The 23,462-nt window shown below is 64.5% G+C and carries 19 protein-coding genes and 1 riboswitch; of the genes, 14 read left to right on the top strand and 5 right to left on the bottom strand.

Going from position 1 to position 23,462, the window contains the following annotated elements:
* Positions 1–21 precede the first annotated feature (21 nt).
* From QRN51_RS01445 to rsmD, 3 genes are read left to right on the top strand one after another with little or no spacing between them, the layout of a single operon-like run.
* Complete coding sequence (locus tag QRN51_RS01445; protein ID WP_284988481.1) at positions 22–1,059, top strand: DAK2 domain-containing protein; 1,038 nt, start codon at positions 22–24, stop codon at positions 1,057–1,059.
* Positions 1,049–3,328, top strand: a complete 2,280-nt coding sequence (locus tag QRN51_RS01440) for an ATP-dependent DNA helicase RecG (protein WP_284988347.1) — start codon at positions 1,049–1,051, stop codon at positions 3,326–3,328. The genes QRN51_RS01445 and QRN51_RS01440 overlap by 11 nt, the downstream gene beginning before the upstream one ends.
* 51 nt (positions 3,329–3,379) lie before the next feature.
* Positions 3,380–3,946 (top strand): 16S rRNA (guanine(966)-N(2))-methyltransferase RsmD, encoded by a 567-nt coding sequence (gene rsmD, locus QRN51_RS01435; RefSeq protein WP_284988346.1) that lies wholly within the window; start codon positions 3,380–3,382, stop codon positions 3,944–3,946.
* 20 nt (positions 3,947–3,966) lie between these two features.
* On the opposite strand, the gene QRN51_RS01430 is transcribed toward rsmD, so the two are convergent.
* Both QRN51_RS01430 and QRN51_RS01425 read right to left on the bottom strand, forming a co-directional pair.
* Positions 3,967–4,755, bottom strand: a complete 789-nt coding sequence (locus tag QRN51_RS01430; protein ID WP_284988345.1) for a spermidine synthase — start codon at positions 4,753–4,755, stop codon at positions 3,967–3,969.
* Between the two features lie 2 nt (positions 4,756–4,757).
* Positions 4,758–5,987, bottom strand: coding sequence for an aminotransferase class I/II-fold pyridoxal phosphate-dependent enzyme (locus tag QRN51_RS01425; RefSeq protein WP_059387663.1), 1,230 nt, complete (start codon positions 5,985–5,987; stop codon positions 4,758–4,760).
* A gap of 105 nt (positions 5,988–6,092) precedes the next feature.
* Here QRN51_RS01425 and coaD point away from each other — a divergent pair, with 105 nt between their 5' ends.
* The 7 genes from coaD (at position 6,093) to ftsY (ending at position 14,180) form a co-directional block, all read left to right on the top strand.
* On the top strand, positions 6,093–6,578 hold the full coding sequence (coaD, locus tag QRN51_RS01420; protein ID WP_059387664.1) for a pantetheine-phosphate adenylyltransferase: 486 nt from the start codon (positions 6,093–6,095) through the stop codon (positions 6,576–6,578).
* A 146-nt stretch (positions 6,579–6,724) separates the two neighbouring features.
* A complete protein-coding gene (locus QRN51_RS01415) occupies positions 6,725–7,252 on the top strand; it encodes a YceD family protein (RefSeq protein WP_059387665.1) in 528 nt (175 codons plus the stop codon).
* Between the two features lie 32 nt (positions 7,253–7,284).
* The gene (gene rpmF / locus QRN51_RS01410) at positions 7,285–7,488 is read left to right on the top strand and encodes a 50S ribosomal protein L32 (RefSeq protein ID WP_028264646.1); all 204 of its coding nucleotides are present in this window, start codon (positions 7,285–7,287) and stop codon (positions 7,486–7,488) included.
* A 22-nt stretch (positions 7,489–7,510) separates the two neighbouring features.
* On the top strand, positions 7,511–8,242 hold the full coding sequence (gene rnc / locus QRN51_RS01405; protein WP_284988344.1) for a ribonuclease III: 732 nt from the start codon (positions 7,511–7,513) through the stop codon (positions 8,240–8,242).
* 8 nt (positions 8,243–8,250) lie between these two features.
* A complete protein-coding gene (gene mutM / locus QRN51_RS01400) occupies positions 8,251–9,237 on the top strand; it encodes a bifunctional DNA-formamidopyrimidine glycosylase/DNA-(apurinic or apyrimidinic site) lyase (protein ID WP_284988343.1) in 987 nt (328 codons plus the stop codon).
* A 105-nt stretch (positions 9,238–9,342) separates the two neighbouring features.
* Positions 9,343–12,936 carry a chromosome segregation protein SMC gene (smc, locus tag QRN51_RS01395; protein WP_284988342.1) on the top strand — a complete coding sequence of 1,198 codons (3,594 nt, stop codon included), beginning with the start codon at positions 9,343–9,345 and terminating at the stop codon, positions 12,934–12,936.
* 20 nt (positions 12,937–12,956) lie between these two features.
* On the top strand, positions 12,957–14,180 hold the full coding sequence (gene ftsY, locus QRN51_RS01390) for a signal recognition particle-docking protein FtsY (RefSeq protein WP_284988341.1): 1,224 nt from the start codon (positions 12,957–12,959) through the stop codon (positions 14,178–14,180).
* Positions 14,181–14,247: 67 nt separating this feature from the next.
* Here ftsY and QRN51_RS01385 read toward each other — a convergent pair whose 3' ends face one another.
* Positions 14,248–15,492 carry an MFS transporter gene (locus tag QRN51_RS01385; protein ID WP_284988340.1) on the bottom strand — a complete coding sequence of 415 codons (1,245 nt, stop codon included), beginning with the start codon at positions 15,490–15,492 and terminating at the stop codon, positions 14,248–14,250.
* A gap of 225 nt (positions 15,493–15,717) precedes the next feature.
* On the opposite strand from QRN51_RS01385, the gene QRN51_RS01380 reads away from it, so the two are divergent.
* Both QRN51_RS01380 and QRN51_RS01375 read left to right on the top strand, forming a co-directional pair.
* Positions 15,718–17,052 (top strand): ammonium transporter, encoded by a 1,335-nt coding sequence (locus QRN51_RS01380; RefSeq protein ID WP_059387668.1) that lies wholly within the window; start codon positions 15,718–15,720, stop codon positions 17,050–17,052.
* Complete coding sequence (locus QRN51_RS01375) at positions 17,049–17,387, top strand: P-II family nitrogen regulator (protein ID WP_028264639.1); 339 nt, start codon at positions 17,049–17,051, stop codon at positions 17,385–17,387. The genes QRN51_RS01380 and QRN51_RS01375 overlap by 4 nt, the downstream gene beginning before the upstream one ends.
* A 94-nt stretch (positions 17,388–17,481) precedes the next feature.
* On the opposite strand, the gene QRN51_RS01370 is transcribed toward QRN51_RS01375, so the two are convergent.
* Positions 17,482–18,882, bottom strand: coding sequence for a glucose-6-phosphate dehydrogenase (locus QRN51_RS01370; protein ID WP_284988339.1), 1,401 nt, complete (start codon positions 18,880–18,882; stop codon positions 17,482–17,484).
* Positions 18,883–19,033: 151 nt separating this feature from the next.
* Here QRN51_RS01370 and ffh point away from each other — a divergent pair, with 151 nt between their 5' ends.
* Positions 19,034–20,599, top strand: coding sequence for a signal recognition particle protein (gene ffh / locus QRN51_RS01365; RefSeq protein ID WP_284988338.1), 1,566 nt, complete (start codon positions 19,034–19,036; stop codon positions 20,597–20,599).
* A 103-nt stretch (positions 20,600–20,702) separates the two neighbouring features.
* Positions 20,703–21,452, top strand: a complete 750-nt coding sequence (locus tag QRN51_RS01360; protein WP_284988337.1) for an alpha/beta fold hydrolase — start codon at positions 20,703–20,705, stop codon at positions 21,450–21,452.
* On the opposite strand, the gene thiC is transcribed toward QRN51_RS01360, so the two are convergent.
* A complete protein-coding gene (gene thiC / locus QRN51_RS01355; RefSeq protein ID WP_284988336.1) occupies positions 21,453–23,282 on the bottom strand; it encodes a phosphomethylpyrimidine synthase ThiC in 1,830 nt (609 codons plus the stop codon).
* Positions 23,278–23,385: riboswitch (TPP riboswitch) on the bottom strand. (Overlaps the previous gene by 5 nt.)
* Positions 23,386–23,462: the final 77 nt, after the last annotated feature.

Raw genomic sequence — 23,462 nt, 5'->3', positions numbered from 1 at the left:
ATTGCCGCCAATACGCACGCCATGAAGCGGTGGCTGGGCAAAGCGGAGACGACGCTCGGGAACCACAGCGACCGCCTCAACGCCATCAATATCTTCCCGGTGGCCGACGGCGACACCGGCACGAACCTCTACCTCACTGTCCGCTCCGCCGCGGCATCATTCGCAGATCGTTCCATCGCCGACGAACCGGTGAACGACGTCGGCGCCGTTCTGGCCGCGGCCGGACGGGTGGCGATGGAGCAGGCCCGGGGGAACTCCGGAACACTCTTTGCTGTATTTTTGTGCGCAATGGCCGAGCCGCTGGTCGGGCACACCCGCCTCAGTGCGCCCCTGCTTGCCGCAGCCCTGAACCGGGCCCAGATCAGGGCATGGTCGGCCTTGAGCGAGCCGGTTCCGGGCACCATGCTCTCCGTTCTCGAAGCTGCCGCCAGGGCGGCAGGCGAATGCGATAGTGCCCACAACGGCGACGACAGCAACCAGGCGCTGGGCCTTGCCCTGGACGCCGCCGTCAATGCCGCGCTGGATGCTGTGGTGCAAACCGAGGACCAACTCGCGCCGCTACACGCCGCGCACGTAGTGGATGCGGGTGGGGTGGGCATGCTCTTGATCCTGGACTGCCTGCGTTCGGCTGTGCTTGGGGAAGAACTCCAGGATGAGCTCCTGGACGGGCTGCACGGCTATGACCTGCAGGATCCGCACATCCATGCGGGAATGCCCGACGACGACGGCGTCGAGGTCATGTGCACCATCAGCCTTTCACCGTTGGACGCTGCCACGCTCCGTCAGCGGCTGGACGAACTTGGCGACTCCGTCATCATGAGCCAAGTGGGCAGCGCGAGCGGCCCATCGGGACCGAATGATGGCGGGGACGACGACGATGACGACGAGGACGCCGCAGAAGCCAGCTACCGGTGGCGCGTCCACGTCCACGTTCCGGAAGCTGAATCCGCCGTGGCAGTCATCCGCTCGCTCGGCGAGCCCACCGATATCTCCGTCAGCCAGCTCTCCATGCCGCGCGACCCAGGCCTTCCGGCAGGCCTGCACGGGCATGAATACTGAGCTTCACCTTCCCCTCGAGCGGAGGATCGGCAAACGCTCCGCGTCCGTCATCGAGAAGCACCTTGGCCTGGACACTGTAGGGGAGCTCCTGAACTACTTTCCCCGTCGTTACCTGAGCCGCGGGGAGCTGACGCCCATCAGTAATCTGCCGTTGGATGAAGAGGCCACCCTCATTGCCAGGGTGCTGTCCAATTCAACCCGCCAAATGCGGGCAAGGCGCGGATCGTTGACGGACGTCGTGGTGACGGACGAGGCCAGCGGTGAGCAGATTCCCGGAACCTTGAAGATCAGTTTCTTCAACGGCTTCCGCGCCCGCAATGAGCTTCAACCGGGCCGCAGGGTGATGTTCTCCGGCAAGGTCAGCCGCTACGGCGGATCGCTGGGCATGACCAATCCGGACTTCATGCTGCTCGACGAGGATCCGGAGCTGGCCGGTTCCGTCGATCCGGAAAAGCTTGCAGCCATGCCCATTCCCGTGTATCCGGCCACGGCGAAGCTCACCAGTTGGTCCATCCACAAGGTCATCACCACGCTGCTGGACACCATCGATGTGGACAGCATCGAGGATCCGCTGCCTGCCGAAATCGTGTTCCGGGAGAAATTCCTGGGGGTGGGGGACGCGTACCGGCTGATCCATTCTCCGGAAACGGCGGCTGACTGGCAGCGCGCCCGTGACCGGTTCCGCTACCAGGAGGCACTGGTTCTGCAGACTGCGCTGGCACGGCGGCGGGCCCAGTTGGCCGCAGAGGAGGCCACCGCTCGTCGGCCGGTGCCCGAAGGGCTCCTCGCTGCCTTCGACAGGCAGCTTCCGTTCACGTTGACTGCCGGCCAGGCCGCCGTCGGAAAGACGCTTTCCCACGAGCTGGCACAGGACTCGCCCATGAACCGCTTGTTGCAGGGCGAAGTTGGTTCCGGAAAGACGATCGTCGCCTTGCGGGCCATGCTGCAAGTGGTGGATGCCGGCGGGCAGGCGGCGCTGCTTGCCCCGACGGAGGTCCTCGCGGCACAGCACTTTGATTCCATCCGGAAGACCCTGGGCACGCTGTCCCGCGACGGTTTGTTCGGAGGTGCCGGGATGCTGGGCGGGGCCGGATTGTTGGACAGCGAGCCCGGGAGTGGACCCGGTACGGTCCAGGTCGCCTTGCTGACGGGCTCGATGCCGACAGCTGCCCGCAAGCAAGCCATGCTGGACGCGGCCTCGGGCAACGCCGGCATTGTGATCGGCACCCATGCGCTCCTGAGTGACAAGACCTCGTTCCAGGATCTCGGCCTGATCGTGGTGGACGAGCAGCACCGCTTTGGCGTGGAGCAGCGCGACGCCCTGCGGGCCAAGGCCAACCGGCCACCCCACCTGTTGGTGATGACGGCTACCCCGATTCCGCGCACTGTTGCCATGACCGTCTTCGGCGACCTCGAAACCTCCGTGCTGGACGAACTTCCTGCGGGCCGGGCGCCCATCTCCACCCATGTCGTCGGGCTCGCCGAAAACCCGGGCTGGGCGGCCAGGATCTGGAAACGCTCGCGGGAAGAGATCGACGCCGGCCACCAGGTGTACGTCGCGTGTCCCAAGATCGGAGACGACGACGACGGCGACTTCAGCCCGGGTGAAGCGGAACCCAGCGACGCCGAACTTTCGGAGGAAGGCCCCGCGCGCGAGCTCGCCTCGGTGACCGCCGTCGTTGAAACGCTCAGCCAGGAGCCCGCCCTGCGCGGCGTCCGGGTGGAGCCCCTCCACGGACGGCAGGATCCGGCACTCAAGTCCGAAACCATGGCCTCGTTCACCGCCAACCAGACCCAGCTACTGGTGTCCACCACGGTCATTGAGGTGGGCGTGGACGTCCATAACGCCACCCTGATGGTGATCCTCGACGCCGACCGCTTCGGCATTTCGCAACTCCACCAGTTGCGTGGGAGGGTAGGCCGCGGTGGTCTTCCGGGGACTTGCCTGCTGGTCACGACGCTCGAACCCGGCCACCCAAGCCGCAGGCGCCTGGATGCCGTTGCTTCCACTACCGACGGCTTCGAGCTTTCCCAGGAAGACCTCAAGCTGCGCCGGGAAGGCGATATCCTGGGCGCTTCGCAATCCGGCGGGCGCTCCACCCTGAAGTTGTTGCGGGTCCTGGAGCATGAGGACGTGATCGCCCGCGCCCGCACCGATGCCCAGTGGCTCGTTGCCAACGATCCCGGACTGGAGGGCCAACAGGCCTTGGCCGCCGCAATTGACGAGTATCTGAACCCCGAAAAGGAGGCGTTCCTTGAACGCGGCTAAGGAATCTACGCCTGAAGGCACATCTGGGTGCGCCGGACCGGGAGGTGGCCGGTGAGCCGGATCATTGCCGGCGTGGTCGGCGGAAACCCGCTGGTCAGCGTCCCCGGAAACGCCACCCGGCCCACGACGGACCGCGTCAAGGAAGCGTTGTTCTCCCGGCTCGAGGCGCTCGACGCCATCGACGACGCCCGGGTTCTGGATCTTTACGCGGGTTCGGGGTCTCTCGGCATCGAAAGTGCAAGCCGGGGCGCGCGCTCTGCCGAACTCGTGGAATTTGATGCACGCGCCTCCGAGGTCTGCCAGCGAAATGCAGACATGGCCAACCAAGTGCTGGGGCGAAGGACTGTCTCGGTCCTACGTTCCAAAGTGGAGTCCTTCCTGGAGCGCGCGGCGGATGACGTCCTCTGGGACCTGGTGTTCCTGGATCCGCCGTACCCTTTGGATGAGCCTTCCCTCAAGGCTGTCCTCACCAAGCTTGCCTTCCACCTCGATGAAGGCGCGGTGGTGGTCGTCGAGCGTTCCTCACGGTCCCCGGAACCGGACTGGCCGGACACCCTGGAACGGTTTGCCGACAAAAAGTACGGCGAAACCAAGCTCTGGTTCGCCGAGCCCGTCTAGCGCTAGCCCGAAAGCCGGCGCTAGCCCGACAACCGGTCCAGTTCCACTCCGCTCAGTACGGCCGCCGGGTGCGGCCCCCGGGCCAGGAGTTCCGCTGTCCAGCCAGCCGGCCACGGCCGGCGCGTTCCCACCAGGATGATGTTGCCGGGATAGCGGCCGGCGAACATGCCAGCCTCAGCGAACGCGGCAACGTCCGGCACCGCCCGGCGCATCGCGGCGACCTGGCTGCGTACCAGGGTCAGGGCTGCTTCGTCGCCGACGTTGACGATGAGCACTCCATCGGGCCGGAGCCGCGCCGCGGCCTCTTCATAGAATTCCTGGCAGGCGATATGCGCCGGAGCCTCGGGACCGGAGAAGATGTCCAGGATCACGACGTCGAACTCGAGTTCCGCGGGCAGTTCGGCGAGTGTTTCGCGCGCGTCGCCGATATGGGTCTCCAAAAGGGTGCCGTCAGGCATGGGCAACTTCTGCAGCACGAAGTCGAGCAATTCACGTTCGAGTTCGACGGCGTGTTGTTCCGAACCTGGCCTCGTCGCCTGGATATAGCGGGCCAGGGTCAAGGCCCCAGCGCCGAGATGAAGTGCAGTGATTGCTTGTCCGGCCGGCGCGGCCAGATCCACCACATGGCCGATCCTGCGCAGGTATTCGTAGAAGATTTCCGCGGGTTCCGCGAGGTTGACATGGGATTGCTCGGCGTCGCCGATGCGCAGGATGTAGGCGCCGTCGATCAGCGTGTCGGCTTCGATTGCGGCATGCTGGCCGGTGGCCCGCAGGAATCGACGCCCCTCGTGATTTTGCTCCGTTGACACGGTCAGAGCTTGTTCCGCAGGGTGGCCAGCCGGGCGGCCGCTTCTTCCAATACTTCGGTCTTCTTGCAGAACGCGAACCGGAGCAGGCTGCGCGTCCTCTCCGCGCCTTCCGGGTGGCAAAACACGGGTACAGGGATGGCGGCCACTCCTACGAGCTCGGGAAGCTTTCGTGCCAAGTCCACGGAGTCCCTGATGCCGAGGGGCGCGGTGTCCACATTGATGAAGTATGTTCCCTGCGGCGTGTAGACGCCGAAGCCGGCGGCCCGCAGTCCCTCGGCCAGGATGTCCCGCTTGTGCTGGAGGGTGGACGCGATACCGCTATAGAACTCATCGGGAAGGGCAAGGCCCACTGCGATCGCACTTTGGAAGGGGGTGCCGGAACTGTAGCTGAGGAATTGTTTGACGGTGCGGATCGCCGCCACAAGGTGGGCGGGTCCGCTGAGCCAGCCGATCTTCCAGCCGGTGAACGAGAACGTCTTGCCGGCCGAGGAAATCGTGACGCTTCGTTCGGCCGCTCCGGGGATACCGGCGACCGGAAGGTGCTGCACACCGAAGGTGAGGTGCTCGTAGACTTCATCGCTGAGGATCACGGCATCGTATTTCCGGGCGAGTTCGACGACGCGTACCAGCACCTCGCGCGGGAAGACCGCCCCCGTGGGATTGTGCGGGTTGTTGAGCAGCACAACCTTGGTGCGCTCGCTGAATGCCGATTCCATGGCATCCACGTCCGGAAGGAAGTCCGGTGCCAGCAAGGGAGCTGTCACATGCTTGGCCCCGGCAAGTCCGATGATGGCGCCATAAGAGTCATAGAAGGGCTCGAAAGTCAGGACCTCGTCGCCGGGCTCGATGAATGCGAGCAATGCGGCGGCGATGGCCTCGGTGGCTCCGGTGGTCACAACGACCTCCGTCTGCGGGTCCGGGGTCAGTCCGTAGAAGCGTTCCTGGTGTGCGGCGATGGCCTCGCGAAGTTCAGGGATGCCCTTGCCGGGAGCGTACTGGTTGGCTCCCGCCGTAATGGCCGCCTGGGCTGCTGCCTTGATTTCCGCCGGCCCGTCCTCGTCCGGGAATCCCTGGCCCAGGTTGATGGCGCCGGTGGACATCGCCAGGGTGGTCATTTCTTCGAAGATGGTCACTCCTAGGCTGCCGTCGGCCGAAAGCAGGTTGGCTCCGCTGGCGGCTCGCTGCCATGGCGCGGCGGACGTGTTCTGGCTGAGAGAGGCCGGGCTCGTCACTGTGGGGTTGCCTTCCTGGGTGCTGGCTTCCGGCTCGTCCGGCCCGCCGTTTCAGCCATGGTATCGCCATAGTGCCTGCGGCCCCGGATGGGGTAGGTTCGAACCATGAGACGCGCTGTGTGCCCTGGCTCCTTCGACCCTATCCACAACGGACATCTGGAAGTCATCGCAAGGGCCGCCGGCTTGTTCGATGAAGTCGTCGTCGCGGTGTCCACCAACTACGCGAAGAAGTACCGCTTCAGCTTGGAAGAGCGCATGGACATGGCCCGGGAGACCCTGGCTTCCTTGCGGGGGATCATCGTGGAGCCCATGGGTGAGGGACTGCTCGCCGAATACTGCAGGCACCGGGGAATTTCGGCGATCGTGAAGGGCTTGCGTTCGTCCTCGGATTTTGACTACGAACTTCCCATGGCCACCATGAACCGCCAGTTGTCCGGCGTCGAGACCGTCTTTCTTCCGGCTGAGGCCCATTACCTGCATTTGTCGTCCACGCTCATCAAGGAAATCTCCCTCCTGGGCGGGGATGTCTCCGATTTCGTGCCTAAATCGGTGCTCAGGAGGCTCCTTGCTGGCGGGTCGGCAGCGGAGTAGCCCCGCAACGGGTAAGCTGGATCGGTACCTCGGGCAGAACGCGTTGTAATTGACCCGGTTTGAGTCCGCTCGCGCGTTCAGGCTAAGATGGTACGTCGGTCATATGTTCTACAGGAGTTCTCATTAAGCGAGATGCAAGTTCGCCCTTGACGCTGGACGTCAAGGACCTCGGACGTAGTCCAGGAAGCATGCGGACGCTCACGGAACATGTACCCGCGCCAAGTGACCTTGGCGTGGCACTCATTGGCGTACAGGAAGGCTCGGATATCGAGCTCGACTTGAGGCTTGAGGCCGTACACGAAGGAATTCTGGTATCTGGAACTGTGTTCGCTGAAGTCAAGGGCGAATGCGGACGATGCCTGGATCCCCTTGCGTATGACCTTGAGGTCAATGTGCAAGAACTTTTCTTCTATGAAGGCGTCGAGCTTTCGGACGAAGAAGACGATGAAGAGCAACGTCGAGTCGAGCACGATCTAATCGATCTTGAACCGGTGTTGCGGGACGCGGTTGTAACCATGCTGCCGTTCCAGCCGGTGTGCCGGGAAGACTGCCAGGGCCTTTGCTCAATCTGCGGAGTGCGTCTGGAAGACGAGCCGGGGCACCACCACGAGGACCTGGATCCTCGCTGGGCTGCCCTAGCTGAACTGGCTAAGACCGACCGGCAAACTGATTAGTAAGTGTTGACTAAAAGAGAAATGAGATAGCCGTGGCTGTTCCCAAGCGGAAAATGTCTCGCGCAAATACACGCGCCCGCCGTGCCCAGTGGAAGGCAACTGCCCCCAACTTGGTCAAGACCATCGAAAACGGCCAGGTTGTTTACAGCCTGCCGCACCAGGCAAAGGTCGTCACCGACTCTGCCGGGACCGCGCTGTTCCTTGAATACAAGGGCCGCAAGGTCGCAGACGTCTAAATCCGCCACAAGGCTGACAAGGATGTCTTCAACTGAAGAGCTTCTGAAGCGTCTCGGTGTCTCCATTGACGCCGAGACGCTTCGTCTTGCTCTGACACATCGTTCATACGCGTATGAAAATGGTGGGATTCCCACCAATGAGCGCCTCGAATTCCTGGGCGACTCCATCCTGGGCTTTTCCGTGACCGATTCGCTCTACCGCGACAACCCGGCGCTTCCGGAGGGCGAACTCGCGAAGCGACGCTCCGCCGTCGTCAGCACCCGCGCACTGGCGGGTATCGGCAGGGACCTCGGAATCGGCGAATTCATCTACCTCGGGCAGGGCGAAAGGCTCACCGACGGTAAGAACAAGTCTTCAATTCTTGCGGACACCATGGAAGCGCTCATCGGCGCCACGTATCTTTCCAACGACATTGAGACCGCCCGGCAGCTCGTGATGCGGCTCGTTGGACCCTTGCTCAAGGATGCCGCAGCCCTCGGCGCCGGCACCGACTGGAAGACCAGCATGCAGGAGCTTGCCGCAAGCCGTCAGCTCGGGTCCATCTACTATGCAGTCGAAGGCTCCGGCCCGGACCACGCGCGCAGCTTTGAGGCAGTGCTCCAGATCGGCGGCACCGCCTACGGCAAAGGCACGGGCCACTCCAAAAAGGAAGCCGAGCAGGAAGCCGCAGCAGATGCGTGGCGCACCCTTAACAGCAAGGTCGCGCTGAATGGCAAAGCCGACTCTCCGGCTGATCCCGCGCACAGCGCCTGATTCTTCACATGCCGGAACTGCCCGAAGTCGAAGTGGTCCGCCGCGGCCTGGCACGCTGGGTGCGCGGCCGGACCATCACTGACGTGGAGGTGCTCGATCCCCGTTCCATCCGCCGTCACGCGTTGGGCACGGAAGACTTCATCGGGAACCTTGAGAACTCCACGGTTTTGGATGTCGTCCGGCGCGGCAAGTTCCTGTGGATGCCCCTGCGGACCGAGGAACCCGGCGGCACCGGCGGGGCTGTGTCCGGCAAAATGATCCCCGGCGAAGCGGTCCCCGGCGTCGCGCTGATGGCGCACCTCGGCATGAGCGGGCAGCTCCTCATGCAGGATCCGGGGGTTCCGGACGAGAAGCACCTCAAAGTCCGCTTCCGCCTCAGCACGTCGGATGGCATGCCGGAGCAGTTGCGGTTCGTGGACCAACGGATCTTCGGCGGACTGTTTGTCACCTCGCTTGTACCGACCTCCGACGGCGGTCCCGGCGGCCAGGGCGAGACACCCCTCCCGGAAATTGCTGAAGAAGCCTCGCACATCGCCCGCGATCCGCTGGACCCGCATTTTTCCTTTGACGACTTCTACCGCAAGGTCAAAGCCCGCAAGACCGGGCTCAAGCGTGCCCTGTTGGATCAGGGAGTCATCTCCGGGATAGGCAACATCTACGCCGACGAATCGCTCTGGCGGGCCAAGCTGCACTATGCCAAACCGACAGACACCCTCAAGCGGGCCGATGCCGTGAGGCTCGTCGATGCCGCGAAGGAAGTCATGAGCGACGCCCTCGCAGCCGGCGGGACGAGCTTCGATTCGCTTTACGTCAATGTCAACGGAGTTTCGGGATACTTCGCCCGGTCCTTGGATGCCTATGGACGGGCGGGCGAGCCGTGCAGGCGGTGTTCCGCCGTTGGACTTCCGGGTGTGATCAAACGCGAGCAATTCATGAACCGCTCCTCGTACACGTGCCCGATCTGCCAGCCGAAGCCGCGCAACGGCCGCTGGTAGCGCGGATTCGCCGGTTTGCCCCGCAAATCCGGGGATTTCCGCCGTCGGGCAGTAGATTTAGCCGTAAAGTAGCCACCGGCGACATTGAAAGAGATCCGAAACACCTTGCATCTGAAAAGTTTGACTGTCCGGGGATTCAAGTCGTTCGCGTCGGCCACGACGTTCGACTTCGAGCCGGGCGTCACCGCCGTTGTTGGCCCCAACGGTTCGGGCAAGTCCAATGTGGTTGACGCGCTGGCCTGGGTCATGGGCGAACAGGGCGCCAAGACCCTGCGCGGCGGCAAAATGGAAGACGTCATCTTCGCCGGCACATCGGGGCGGCCTCCGCTGGGCCGCGCGCACGTTGCCCTGACGATCGACAACGCAGACGGCGCCCTGCCGATCGAGTACAGCGAAGTCACCATTTCCCGCACGCTCTTCCGGACCGGCGGATCCGAGTACGCCATCAACGGATCGCCCTGCCGCCTCCTGGACATCCAGGAATTGCTCTCGGATTCAGGCCTTGGCCGGGAGATGCATGTGATCGTGGGGCAGGGGCAGTTGGACCGCGTCCTGCACGCCACCCCCGAGGACCGCAGGGGATTCATTGAAGAAGCCGCAGGTATCCTCAAGCATCGGCGTCGCAAGGAAAAGACCGTCCGCAAGCTGGAAGCCATGCAGGCGAACCTGCAACGCCTTGGTGACCTCACGGCGGAAATCCGTCGTCAACTCACGCCGCTGGGCAAGCAGGCCGAAGTCGCCCGCCGCGCCCAGACCGTGCAGTTCGACGTCCGCGACGCCAAGTCCCGGCTGCTGGCCGATGATCTCGTCCGGCACACCCGGGCGTTGGAGAAGGATGTCGCCGACGAGGCCGCGTTGAAAGAGCGCCGCGAGGTAGTGGAAGCGGAGCTCGCCGCAGGCCGCCAACGCCAGATCCGCCTCGAGCAGCTCGCGGCCGAGGCGACACCCCGGCTCAATGCGGCCAGGGACGATTGGTACCAGCTGTCCGCAACCAGGGACCGGCTCCGCGCCTTGGGATCGCTCGCGACCGAGCGTCGCCGCCTCCTCGGCGCCTCCGACGCTGCCCCGGATTCAGGCCGCGATCCGGACCATCTGGACCGGCAGGCCGCCCGGGTCCGGCAGGAACAATTGGAGCTTGAGCACGACATCCTGGCGAAGCAAGCGGGCCTGCTTGAGGCAACCGCAGCCAAACAGGACGCCGAGAACCTGGCCGCCGCCGAAGACAAACGCCTGACGGCCGTGTTGCGGGCAGCCGCCGATCGCCGTGAAGGCCTCGCGAAGCTCGTCGGTCAATTGGCCGCCGCACGCTCCCGGGCCGAGGCGGCCGAGGCTGAGCGGGGCAGGCTCAGGGAATCGCTGGCAGCCGGTGAGGAACGTCGTCGCCACGCGCAAAGCGAATTTACGGCCCTCGAGTCGCAAGTGGCCGGCGTCGAAGACGGCGAAGAAAGCCTCGACGCCGAATACGAAGACGCCAGCGCCCTTCTTGACGAGATCAACGCCGAGATTGAGGCGTTGAAGGCTGCCGAACGCGATGAAGTCCGCGAACGCGATGCGCTCACCGCCCGCCGTGATGCCTTGCAGCTTGGACTCAACCGCAAGGATGGCTCCTCGCGGCTTCTGTCCTCGGACCACCCCGGTGTGTTGGGCCCGCTCGCTTCCCTCCTGAGGGTGGAGCCCGGGTATGAGACTGCCGTGGCCGCAGCACTTGGCAGTGCTTCCGACGCCGTCGTGGTGGCGGACGGCGCGGGGGCCGTCGCCGCGATGCGGCTCTTGAAGGACGCCGACGCCGGACGCGCCTCGCTTTTGGTGGCAGGCGCTGTGCCCTCTGCGGGTCCCGAGGCTGGCCTGCCGGAGTCGCCGATGCTGCCCGACGGCGCTCGCTGGGCCGCCGAGTTGGTGGCGGCTGACGCTCCCGAAGCGAGAGGCGTCATGACCCTCCTGGCGTCCACCGCCGTCGTCGACGACTTGGAAACGGCGGCCAGCCTCATTGCCGGCAACCCGGGGCTTACCGCAGTGACCCGGGAAGGAGATGTCTTCAGGGCACTGACGGTGGACGGTGGATCGGCCACGGCGCCGTCGCTCCTTGAAGTCCAGGCCGCAGTGGACGACGCCGATGCCCGGCTCCTGGAGCTCGCCACCCGTCTTGAGCGGGGAAAGTTCGCCCTGGCTGGAGCCGAAGCACGCCGGGCCGATGCCCAGGAACGGGCGAACGCGGCGCTCGACAAACTCCACGATTCGGATGCCCGCCTGGCTGCCGTCGCCGAACGGCTTGGCCACTTGAATTCCCAGTTGCGCAGCGCCGTCGCGGAGCGCGATCGAATGGCGGAGTCCCTCGCCAAGGCCGAACTGAACATCGCCGTGGCAGAGGAGTCCCTTGAGCTTGCGGCGGAACGGTTGGCCGCAGCAGAAGAGGCCCCCCAGGAGGAAGAGCCGTCCACGGAGCAACGCGATGCCTTGGCCAGGGCTGCCAGCGAAGCACGGTCCCGTGAGATGGAGGTCAGGCTGGGCTTGCGGAGCGCTGAAGAACAGCTCGCTGCGACCAGCAACCGGGCCGCCTCCTTGGAGCGGGCCGCCGCGAGCGAACGGCGGGCACGGGAGGAAGCTGCGCGCCGGGCCTTGCGTCGCAAAGCGCAAGCCGAGCGGGCTTCCGCCGTTGCTTCCGCCGTCGAACAGACCGTGCGTTTCGTTGACGTGTCAGTGGACCTGGCCGCCCGCGCCCGGGACGTCGCCGAGGCCGTCCGGGAGCAGCGCGAAAAGGAACTCGCTGATGTCCGGAGCAGCAATGAGAAGTTGGCCCAGGAGCTGGCGGGACTGACGGACTCCGTCCACCGCGACGAACTCGCGCGAGCCCAGCAACGGCTCAGGATCGAAACGCTGGAAACCCGCGCCATCGAGGAGCTTGGCCTGTCGGCGGAACAACTCGTGGCCGACTTCGGTCCGGAGCAGCCCGTTCCCGTGCCCGCGGCTGCCGTGGACAAGTGGGCCGAACTCCGCGCGCCGGTGGACGAGGACGGGAACGCCATCGTCGAGGGTGTTCCCTTCGTCCGCGCCGAGCAGGAGAAACGGCTCCGCAAGGCCGAAAGGGACCTCGCAGCCCTTGGCAAAGTGAACCCCCTGGCGCTTGAGGAATTCGCCGCACTCGAGGAGCGCCACCAATTCCTGAGCACGCAGCTGGAAGACCTCAAGTCCAGTCGCAAGGACCTTTTGGACATCATCAAGGAGGTGGACAACCGCGTCCAGCAGGTCTTTGCCGAGGCCTTCGCCGATACCTCCAAACAGTTCGACCACGTCTTTGCGCGGCTCTTCCCCGGCGGTGAAGGCAAGTTGGTGCTGACGGACCCCAACGACATGCTGACCACCGGCATCGAGGTGGAGGCACGGCCTGCCGGGAAGAAGATCAAGCGGTTGTCCTTGCTTTCCGGTGGCGAACGGTCGTTGACGGCTGTCGCGCTGCTCGTGGCGATTTTCAAGGCGCGGCCTTCGCCGTTCTACGTCATGGACGAAGTGGAAGCCGCGTTGGACGATACGAACCTGGGCAGGCTGATCACGATTTTCGAAGAGCTGCGCGAGTCCAGCCAGCTGATTGTCATTACGCACCAGAAGCGGACCATGGAAGTCGCGGACGCCCTCTACGGAGTGACTATGCGGGGCGACGGCGTGTCCACCGTCATCAGCCAAAGGCTCGGTGCCGAGGTCTAGCTTTGTGAGAAGCTAGGGGAGTGAACGATCTCCTCCCCATTATTTTGTCCATTGTCGCTGCCATCGTGGTGGTCGGAGGGCTGATTCCTGTCCTGCTCAAGGTGCGGAAGTCCTCCTCGACTTACGCTGGAAAGCGCGACGCCAACGACCCCGCCGACAAGGCGCCGGCAGGCGGCGGAACGATCGTCGACGACGCCCCCGGGATCGCGCCGGATCGCACGGCGCCCGGGCCAGTCGTCGAACCCGCCGACCTCGCCGTACCGGAGACCGACGTTCCGGACGACGCCGCGGGACTGGAACTTATCCAGGTGGAGACCCCTGCGCCTGTCGAGGGCCGCCTCAACCGGCTTCGCGCGCGGTTGGTCAAATCGAACAGCATTCTCGGGAAGGGTCTCCTGGCCCTGCTTTCGAGCGACAAGATCGACGAAAACGTCTGGGACGAAGTCGAAGAGACACTGCTGCTCGCCGACCTCGGCACCGAGCCCACCATGCAGCTGGTCGATGCCTTGCGTGCGCGGGTCAAGGTCCAAGGCACCCGTAGCCCCGAGGATGTCAAGGCCCTCCTGCGCGAGGAACTCATCAAGCTCGTGGATCCCACGATGGACCGCAGCCTGAACGTGGAACGCAAGGGCGCCCACCCGGCCATCATGATCGTCGTCGGCGTCAACGGGGTGGGCAAGACCACCACCGTCGGCAAGCTGGCGCGCGTTCTCGTCGCCGAAGACAAGGACGTCCTGCTGGGCGCCGCCGACACCTTCCGTGCGGCGGCTGCCGAGCAGCTCGCTACGTGGGGTCAGCGTGTCGGCGTCGCAACCGTCAGGTCGCACGTCGTCGGCGCAGACCCAGCCTCTGTCGCCTATGAAGCCGTCAAGTCCGGCATTGAGCAGGAAGTGGATGTCGTCATGATCGACACCGCCGGCCGCTTGCAAAACAAGGTTGGCCTCATGGACGAGCTCAGCAAGGTCAAGCGCGTCATCGAGAAGCTGGCCGAAGTGGACGAAGTCCTGCTCGTACTGGATGCGACCACCGGACAGAACGGCCTGAATCAGGCCAAGGTCTTCTCCGAGGTAGTCAACATCACGGGAATCGTGCTTACGAAGCTGGACGGTACCGCGAAGGGCGGGATCGTCGTCGCGATCCAAAAGGCCCTCGGCGTGCCGGTGAAGCTTGTTGGACTGGGCGAAGGCCCGGACGACCTCGCGCCGTTCGAGGCCGAAGCCTTCGTCGACGCCCTGCTCAACTAGGCGCATCCAGCCCAACTAACTAGCAGTTGTTGTCGTTTTCAAGGCTCTTAACGACATCTACTGCTAGCTAGTTGGGTGAGTCGACGCTTTCCTGGCCGCGCTGCATCGGCTCGCGTGCCGCGGACCAGCCGACGGCGGCGAGCAGGAGGATGCCGCCGGTTGCGCCGAAGGCCCAGCCGTAGCCAAGTCCATCAGCCACGAGGCCGACGAGGACAGGGCCAACAATAGCTCCGGCGTCGGAGGCCATCTGGAAAGCCGCCAGCACCTTGCCGCCGGAACGGCCACGGCCGATGATGTCCCCGACGGCGGCCTGCTGGGCCGGGTTCAGCAAGCCGGAGCCGAAGCCGGCAGCAGCCGACGCAGCGAAAAACGCGGGAAGATTGCCGGTCAACCCGATGGTCGCGGTGGCCAGGCCGGTGACTATCAAGCCCAGCAGCATCATGGGCTTCCGGCCGAAACTATCAGCCATGCGGCCGGAGAAGGTCAGCGCCAGCGCGTTTCCTCCCGCGAACACGGCCAGCGCCCAACCCGCCGAGGCGGAGCCTCCGGCCAGCACAACCACTGCGAACAAGGGGACAGTGGCCATTCGCACGCCGAAGGTCGCCCAGCCATTGCTGAAACTGGAGAGCAGGGCGGCCCGGTAGGCAGAATCGCCCAAAGCCTCCTTCATGCGCATTGCCGGCCCCGCCGCGCCGCCTTGCGTCGCTCCCCGTGAACGTCCCGTCAGCTGCGTGCGAACAACCAAGGCCGCCAGGACCAAGGCTGCCGCGTAGGCGAGGAAGGGGACGCGCAGGCCGAAGCCGGCCAGCAGCCCGCCAACCACGGGCCCCAGGACGCTGCCGATCAGGAATGCGGAGGCGTACGCGCCGGAGACCCGTCCGCGGCTTTCCGGAGGGGCGAGCCTGATCAAGAGGCCCATCGCCGCAACCGTGAACATCACGGAACCGGCTCCGCCAAGGCCCCGGAAGACCAGCAGCTGCCAATAGTTCTGGGCGAAGGCGCAGGCTGCCGTCGACGCAGCCACAATCAGCAACCCTGCGATGTACACGGGACGCTCGCCGAACCGACCCATCAGGGCACCCCCGGCCGGAGCGAACACCAAGCGCATGAACGCGAAAATGCTCACGATCACCGCGGCTGCCGTTGCTCCGACGTCGAACGTCGTGGCGAACTGGGGGAGTACGGGCGCCACGAGGCCGAAACCCAAGGCAATCAGGAACGCTGCCGCCAACATCACCTTGATGTCCCGTGGCATTGCAGCCTTCGCGGCCCTCGCTCCTTGATTGGCGGGGGATTCGGGGCTTGCAGTCATGGTGTCGGGGTCCTCTGGGTAGTACGAACGCGGGGAAAGTGGAACTGACGAAACATATCCGTAACAAGGGTGATATGCACCATTTACGTTCGAGAAGTTCTTGTAACAGCCCCGCAATCTAAAACCTTCGCAGGTGAAACACTGCCCCGCAAAACTCTTATGTAGAACGCAAATGCGTTGGGACAGGCGGCTCAGCCCGCAACTAAAAGCAGAGAGGACGTAGACATGGACTTCACCGCCGGTCTCGTTTGGCTCCTGGTCGCATCAGCCTTCGTGCTGTTCATGACCCCGGGCCTGGCATTCTTCTATGGCGGCATGACCCGTGCCAAGGCCGCCCTGAACATGATGATGATGAGCTTCATCGCCATCGGCACAGTGACCCTCGTATGGGTCCTGTGGGGCGCCTCGATGTCCACAAGCAACACGGACAACTTCTTCCAGATCTTCGCGAATCCGTTCAGCCACTTCGGCCTGCACAACTTCACCGATCCGGCAGACCTCCTCCACGTTGGATACGCCGCAACCTTCGCGATCATCACCGTCGCCCTCATCTCCGGTGCCATCGCGGACCGCGCCAAGTTCTCGGCCTGGACGCTGTTTACCCCGATCTGGGCCACCCTCGTCTACGCACCCCTGGCCTACATGGTCTGGGGCGGCGGCCTCTTCTCGGCAACCGGCTGGTTCGGCCAGACTTTCGCTCCCGTCATCGACTTCGCCGGTGGCACCGTGGTGCACATCAACGCCGGTGTGGCCGGCCTCATCCTCGTCCTGATCATCGGCAACCGCAAGGGCTTCGGCAAGGACCCGAACCACCGCCCGCACAACGTGCCCCTGGTCATGCTCGGTGCAGCCATCCTCTGGTTCGGCTGGTTCGGCTTCAACGCCGGTGCCGCCGCAAACGTGCAGCAGGCTGGCCTGATCTGGATCAACACGCTCGTCGCACCGGCAGCGGCCATGCTCGGCTGGCTTGTCGTGGAGCGCATCCGTGATGGCCACCCCACGTCGCTTGGTGCGGCATCGGGCGTCGTCGCCGGCCTGGTTGCCATCACCCCGGCTTGCGCCAACGTTTCCCCGCTCGGCGCGATCGCCCTCGGTATCGCAGCCGGCGTCGCCTCGGCCCTTGCTGTCGGCCTGAAGTTCAAGCTCGGCTACGACGACTCCCTGGATGTCGTCGGCGTCCACCTGGTGTCCGGCATCATCGGCACCGTGGCCATCGGCTTCCTCGCCACCCCGACCCAGGGTCCCGCAGGCCTGTTCTACGGCGGGGGGACCACCCAGCTGGTTGCGCAGTCGCTCGCGGCACTTTGCTCGATCGTCTTCACCGGCGTGATGACGTTCATCATCGCCTACCCGATCCACAAGCTCATGGGCTTCCGCATCTCCGAACGCCAGGAGATCGCCGGAGCAGACCTCAGCCTGCACGCCGAGACGGCGTACGAGTTCGGTGTCGGCGGCCACGGCGGAAGCTTCCAGCCCCTTCACGACCTCATCACCGGCAAGGTATCGTCCGAAGCAGCTGACGAAGCATCCGTATCAGGCAAGGAGAGTGTCCAGGCATGAAACTCATTACGGCGATCGTCCGCCCGGAGAAGCTCGACGCCATCCGCGAGGGGCTCGAAGCATACGGGGTACAGGGACTGACGGTCAGCGCGGCCAGCGGCTACGGCCGGCAGCGTGGTTACACCGAGGTGTACCGCGGGGCCGAGTACAACGTGGATCTGCTTCCCAAGATCCGCGTGGAGGTCCTGGCCACGGATGAGCAGGCAGACGACATCCTCGATGTCCTGATTGCTTCCTCCAATACCGGCCGTGCCGGTGACGGCAAGGTCTGGACTGTGGACGTCTACGAAGCAGTCCGTGTCCGCACGGGCGAGCGAGGCGCAGCAGCCATCTAAGGCCCAACGCAAAGGAGGGGCCGGGTACCTGGAAAGGTACCCGGCCCCTCTTGCGTGTGCCCTTGCGCAGGAGCGCAGGAGCGTGGCCGCCTGGTTAGTCCCCGACGGCGGTGGGCCAGTCCGCGGGACCCGGCCCGCCGGCGTCGTACTTTTCGAGCGGCACGGAATCCTTGGCCCAGGCCTTGAGCACGGGCTCGATGATCCGCCAGCAGTCGACGGCGGTGTCGCCGCGGACCGAGAGCAGCGGATCGCCGGTAATGACGCCTTCCAACACTTCTCCGTAGGGCAGCAGATCGGAGGCATTCAGTTCTGCGTTGAGCGTCACTCGATCGAGAGTAAAGATATTTCCGGGACCGTTGACGTCGACGTCGATCTGCAGGGTGTCAGGACCGAAGCCGATGCGCAGCTGGTTGGGGGAGTCCACGCCCTCGAATCCGGACGGCAGGTGCGGGACGGGCCGGAAGGTGATGATGGCCTCTTTCCGCGCGGCACCCAAAGCCTTTCCCGAGCGCAGGATGAAGGGGACGCCTTTCCAGCGCCAGTTATCGATTCCCACTTCGACTTCTGCGAGCGTCTCCGTTTCCCGTGCAGGGTCCACGCCCGCTTCGGCGACATAGTCCGGCACGTCCCGGTCGCCGATCCGGCCGGCGGTGTAGCGCGCCCGTCGGGTGGACTTCTTGTAGGGCGCGGTGATGCTGCTCGCACGCAGCACCGTTGAAATGGCGTCGCGGAGATCGCGCTCGCCGATGGTGGAAGGGGCATCGATGGCAAGCAATGCCATGATGTGGAGCAAATGGCTCTGGATCATGTCCTTGAGGGCGCCGGCTCCGTCGTAGTAGCGGGCACGCCCTTCGAGTGCGAGGTCTTCGTCGAAGATGATCTCCACTTTTTCGATGTGGTCCCGGTTCCACACCGGCTCCAGGAACCTGTTGGCGAAGCGCAGGCCCAGGATGTTGAAGACGGTGGCCTTGCCAAGGAAGTGGTCCACGCGGTGGATGTGGTCTTCCGGGACCAAAGCGGCGAGGGTCTTGTTGAGTTCACGGGCGGATTCGGAGCTGGATCCGAAGGGTTTCTCCATCACCAGGCTAGTTTCGGGAGGGAGCTGCTGGGCGGTGAGGATCTCGCAGGCCTTCTGGCTGATGTGTGGAGGCAAAGCGAAATAGACGGCGATTGGTGCTTCAAGCCCGGCCAGGAGCGTCGCGAGCTGGCCGTCCGCCGTGACATCCACTTGATGGTATTCGGTACTTTTCTCCAGTGCCGCGATTGCTTTCTTGCCTGCGGCACTTGCACCCTTGGCTGCCTCCTCGAAGGCGTCGCCCACGCGTTTGGTCCATTGTTCGGGCGTCCATGGGTCGGAGCCCGCTCCGACAAGCTTCAGGCCGTCCGCGAGGCCGCTTGCCACGAGCCTGGCGAGGCCCGGCAACAGCAATCGGCCCGTCAGATCTCCGGAGGCGCCTAGGATGAGCAACGTATTTACTGTTGTTTTGCTGGTCACTGTGCCAGCATGCCATCTTGCAGGCGCGTCTTGGTACCCTAGATAGTCGAGTCCCTCAGTTGAGTCAGATTTGTTTGGGGCAGGAATCGTCAAGACATTGGTGCGTCGGAACGGCCGCCATTCGTAGACCATTGAAAGAAGTGCACGGCGCGTGTTCAATTCACTCTCTGACCGGTTGACAGCAACCTTCAAGAATCTCCGTGGCAAGGGCCGCCTCACTGAGGCCGACGTCGACGCCACCGTCCGCGAGATCAGGCGTGCCCTTTTGGACGCCGACGTTGCCGTGCCCGTGGTCCGCGAGTTCACCGGCCGCATCCGTGAACGCGCCTTGGGCGCCGAGGTTTCCGCAGCACTGAACCCGAGCCAGCAGATCGTCAAGATCGTCAATGAGGAACTCCAGGAGATCCTCGGCGGCGAGACCCGCCGTATCCGCTTGGCGAAGACCGGGCCCACCATCATCATGCTCGCCGGCTTGCAGGGTGCGGGTAAGACCACCCTCGCGGGCAAGCTTGCCAAATGGCTCAAGGCGCAAGGCCACAGCCCTGTGCTCGTTGCCGCCGACCTCCAGCGTCCAAACGCCGTTACGCAGCTCCAGATTGTCGGCGAACGCGCCGGCGTACCTGTGTTTGCTCCGCACCCCGGCACCACCTCGGATCTGGATGTTCCCACCGGCGACCCCGTCGCCGTCGCACGCGCCGGCGTCGACGAAGCCCGGCAGAAGCTGCACGACGTCGTGATCGTGGACACCGCGGGACGCCTCGGCGTCGACGCCGAAATGATGGACCAGGCGCGCCGTATCCGCCAGGCGATCATCCCGAACGAAGTGCTGTTCGTCATCGACTCCATGATCGGCCAGGACGCCGTCAACACGGCGGTTGCCTTCGACGAAGGCGTCAACTTCACCGGCGTCGTGCTGTCGAAGCTCGACGGCGACGCCCGCGGTGGTGCCGCGCTCTCGGTCGCGTCCGTCACCGGCAAGCCGGTCATGTTCGCATCCACCGGCGAAGGCCTGGACGACTTCGAACTGTTCCACCCGGACCGCATGGCTTCCCGCATCCTCGACATGGGTGACGTTCTCACCCTGATCGAACAGGCCGAGAAGAACTGGGACAAGGATGAAGCGGCCCGGATGGCGAAGAAGTTCGCCGACCAGGAAGACTTCACCCTGGACGACTTCCTCGCCCAGATGCAGCAGATCCGCAACATGGGCTCCATGAAGAAAATGCTCATGATGATGCCGGGTGCGCAGAACATCCGCCAGCAGCTGGAGCAGTTCGACGAGCGGGAAATCGATCGCGTGGAGGCGATTGTCCGCTCCATGACCCCGCACGAGCGTCTGGCTCCGAAGATCATCAACGGCTCCCGTCGGGCCCGCATCGCCCGTGGTTCCGGTGTGCACGTCTCCGAGGTCAACGGCCTCCTGGAGCGTTTCGCGCAGGCCCAGAAGATGATGAAGAAGCTGGCCCAGGGCGGCGGCATGCCCGGGATGCCTGGCATGCCCGGCCTCGGTGGCGGGTCCCGCAAGGCAAGCAAGAATGCGCCCAAGAAGAAGGCCCGTTCCGGAAACCCCGCCAAGGCTGCCCAGGAACTGCGCGACGCCGAGAACAAGCGGGCGAACGCCGTCCGCACCGGCGCGGCATTCGGCCAGCCTTCCGGCGACTTCGACCCCTCACAGCTGAACCTGCCCAAGGGCTTCGACAAGTTCCTCGGCAAGTAGCCGTCCCACCCAACTGGCTAGCAGTAGGTGTCGTTTTGACCCCTCAGAACGACAACAACTGCTAGTGAGTTGGGTTGTCAGCCCCGTGCCATAGGCTGGGGGGATGCAAAAGCAGCGCGTCGTGTTCGTCCATGGAGCAGGCACATTCGGCGCTGCGGCGTGGCCGAAACAGCATGGCATGGCGCTGGCGTACGATGCACTGTTCCTGAAACGCCACGGCTTTGATGCGCAGGCCGAGCCTTTGGAATCCGATGTTGCAGCCGATGTGGAGATTATCCTCGAGTGCCTCGGAGCTCGGGAGGCCGCATCGGCCCCCGGCCCCGCGCGTGGGGGCCATGTGGTCGCGCACTCGCAAGGCGCGATTTCCGCCATGTTGGCCGCGGTGGAGCGGCCGGACCTGGTCCGCTCCCTCGTGCTGGTGGAACCGGCTTGTCTTTCCTTGACAGCTGAATTACCCGCCACCGCGGCGTACCGGGCACTCATGGAGCCGTTGTTCCGGATCCGGCACGAACTCAGCGATGACGATTACCAACGCGAATTCGTCCGCAGGGCGTTTTCTTCCGAGGCGGCTGTCCTCAGCACCCCGGAGGCCCGGCGAACCGCGCGACGCCTGCGGCTCCAGGCTCCGCCGTGGGAAGCGCCCCTGCACATTGTGCCGGGAGTTCCCACGCTTGTGCTGACCGGTGGTTGGGAACCCCTCTACGAAGAGATCGCCGGCTACTTGCAGGAAACCGGCGCCCTCCACCGCGTTGCGGCTGGAGGACACCGGCCTCATGACTCAGTTGAAGGGGACCGGATCATCCGCTCCTTCATCGCGGATGCCAGCCGCGCAGGATCAGTCCAGGCTTCCTGATCAGTTCAGGTTTCCTGACGCCGCCTCACGTTTTCCTGCGGGAACCTCAAGCTCGGGCAAGTAGACCTTGCCCCCTGATGCCAGGAACTCCTCGCTCTTTTCGCGCATGCCGCTATACATTTCCGCGATGGCCGCTTGGGAATCGGCTGAGCCGTATTCGTCGCGGATGTCCTGGCTAATGCGCATGGAGCAGAATTTTGGTCCGCACATGGAGCAGAAGTGCGCCGTCTTGGCCGGTTCTGCCGGGAGTGTCTCGTCGTGGAAGGATTCGGCCGTGACCGGATCCAACGACAGCGCGAACTGGTCACGCCAGCGGAACTCGAAGCGGGCCTTGGACAGCGCATCGTCGCGTTCGTGGGCGCCGGGGTGTCCCTTGGCCAGGTCAGCGGCGTGGGCGGCGATTTTGTACGTGATCACGCCGGTCTTGACGTCGTCCTTGTTGGGCAGGCCCAGATGTTCCTTCGGAGTGACGTAGCAGAGCATCGCGGTTCCGTAGCGTGCGATCTCCGTGGCGCCGATGGCGGAGGTGATGTGGTCGTAGCCCGGGGCGACGTCGGTGACAAGGGGGCCCAGCGTGTAGAACGGCGCGCCGTCACACAGCTCCTGCTGGCGCTCCACGTTCTCCCGCACCAAGTGGAACGGGATGTGTCCGGGGCCTTCGACCATGACCTGCACGTCGTACTGCCACGCGCGCTTCGTCAGCTCGGCCAAGGTGTCCAGCTCGGCGAACTGCGCGGCGTCGTTCGCGTCCGCCGTCGCGCCCGGGCGCAGTCCATCACCCAGCGAGAACGCGACGTCGTACTTGGCGAAGATTTCGCAGAGCTCGTCGAAGTGGGTGTAGAGGAAGTTTTCCTCGTGGTGGGCCAGGCACCAGCCCGCCATGATGGAGCCGCCACGGGAAACGATGCCCGTCACGCGGTTCGCGGTGAGCGGCACGTAGCGCAGCAACACGCCGGCGTGGATGGTCATGTAGTCCACGCCCTGCTCGCACTGCTCAATGACGGTGTCGCGGAAGATTTCCCACGTGAGCTTGTTGGCTTCGCCGTTGACCTTCTCGAGGGCCTGGTAGATGGGTACCGTGCCGATCGGTACGGGGGAGTTACGAATGATCCATTCGCGGGTGGTGTGGATGTCATCGCCCGTGGACAGGTCCATGACGGTGTCGGCGCCCCATTGCGTTGCCCACTGCAACTTGTCCACTTCTTCGGCGATGGAGCTGGTGACGGCCGAGTTGCCGATATTGGCGTTGATCTTCACCAGGAACGCCTTGCCGATGATCATCGGTTCGGATTCGGGGTGGTTGATGTTGTTGGGGATGATGGCCCGGCCGGCAGCGACCTCGCTGCGGACGAGTTCCACATCGCAGTTTTCGCGAAGTGCCACGAACTGCATTTCGGGCGTGACGATGCCCTGTTTCGCGTAATGCATCTGTGTCACGGTCTTGCCGTCGACGGCGCGGCGGGGCACCGGCTGTGCCCCCTTCCACTCCGCGGAGGCGGCGCCGCGGCGCACGGCCGACTTGCCGTCGTCGAGCAGGTTCCGTTCGCGGCCGCTGTAGGCCTCAGTGTCGCCGCGGACTTCGATCCACTCGCTGCGGAATGGTTCGAGGCCCACTACGGGATCACTCCCGGGTCCGGCGGTCCGGTACACCTGGAACGGGGCGTTGGCCTCGCCGTTGGGGGACGGTTCGAGGGCGATTTCCGTCACTGGAACCCGGATTCCCGTGTCGGCATCCTCCAGGAACGCGAGGGAATGCGACTTGAGGGATTGGGTCACATCGTGGTCCGATCCCTTTTGGGTAGGGCTCAGCTGTGTTTCTTTGGTGCTCAAAGGATTACTCACTTCCTTCGCCGGCATTACCCGGACAGGTTCAACGGTCGCAGGCTGCATCAGCCCGATCTCAGCCCTTGCAAGGGCCCCCGTGTGGTCGTAGACGAAGCTACCACAGCTGCCAGCGCTTGTGACAGATGTGACCGCGCCGGCGAAGCTCCCGGGAACTAGGGTGGAATC

The sequence above is a fragment of the Arthrobacter sp. efr-133-TYG-120 genome (genome assembly GCF_030209785.1).
Classification (GTDB): domain Bacteria; phylum Actinomycetota; class Actinomycetes; order Actinomycetales; family Micrococcaceae; genus Arthrobacter.
This window is presented reverse-complemented; position numbering and strand designations above follow the sequence as displayed.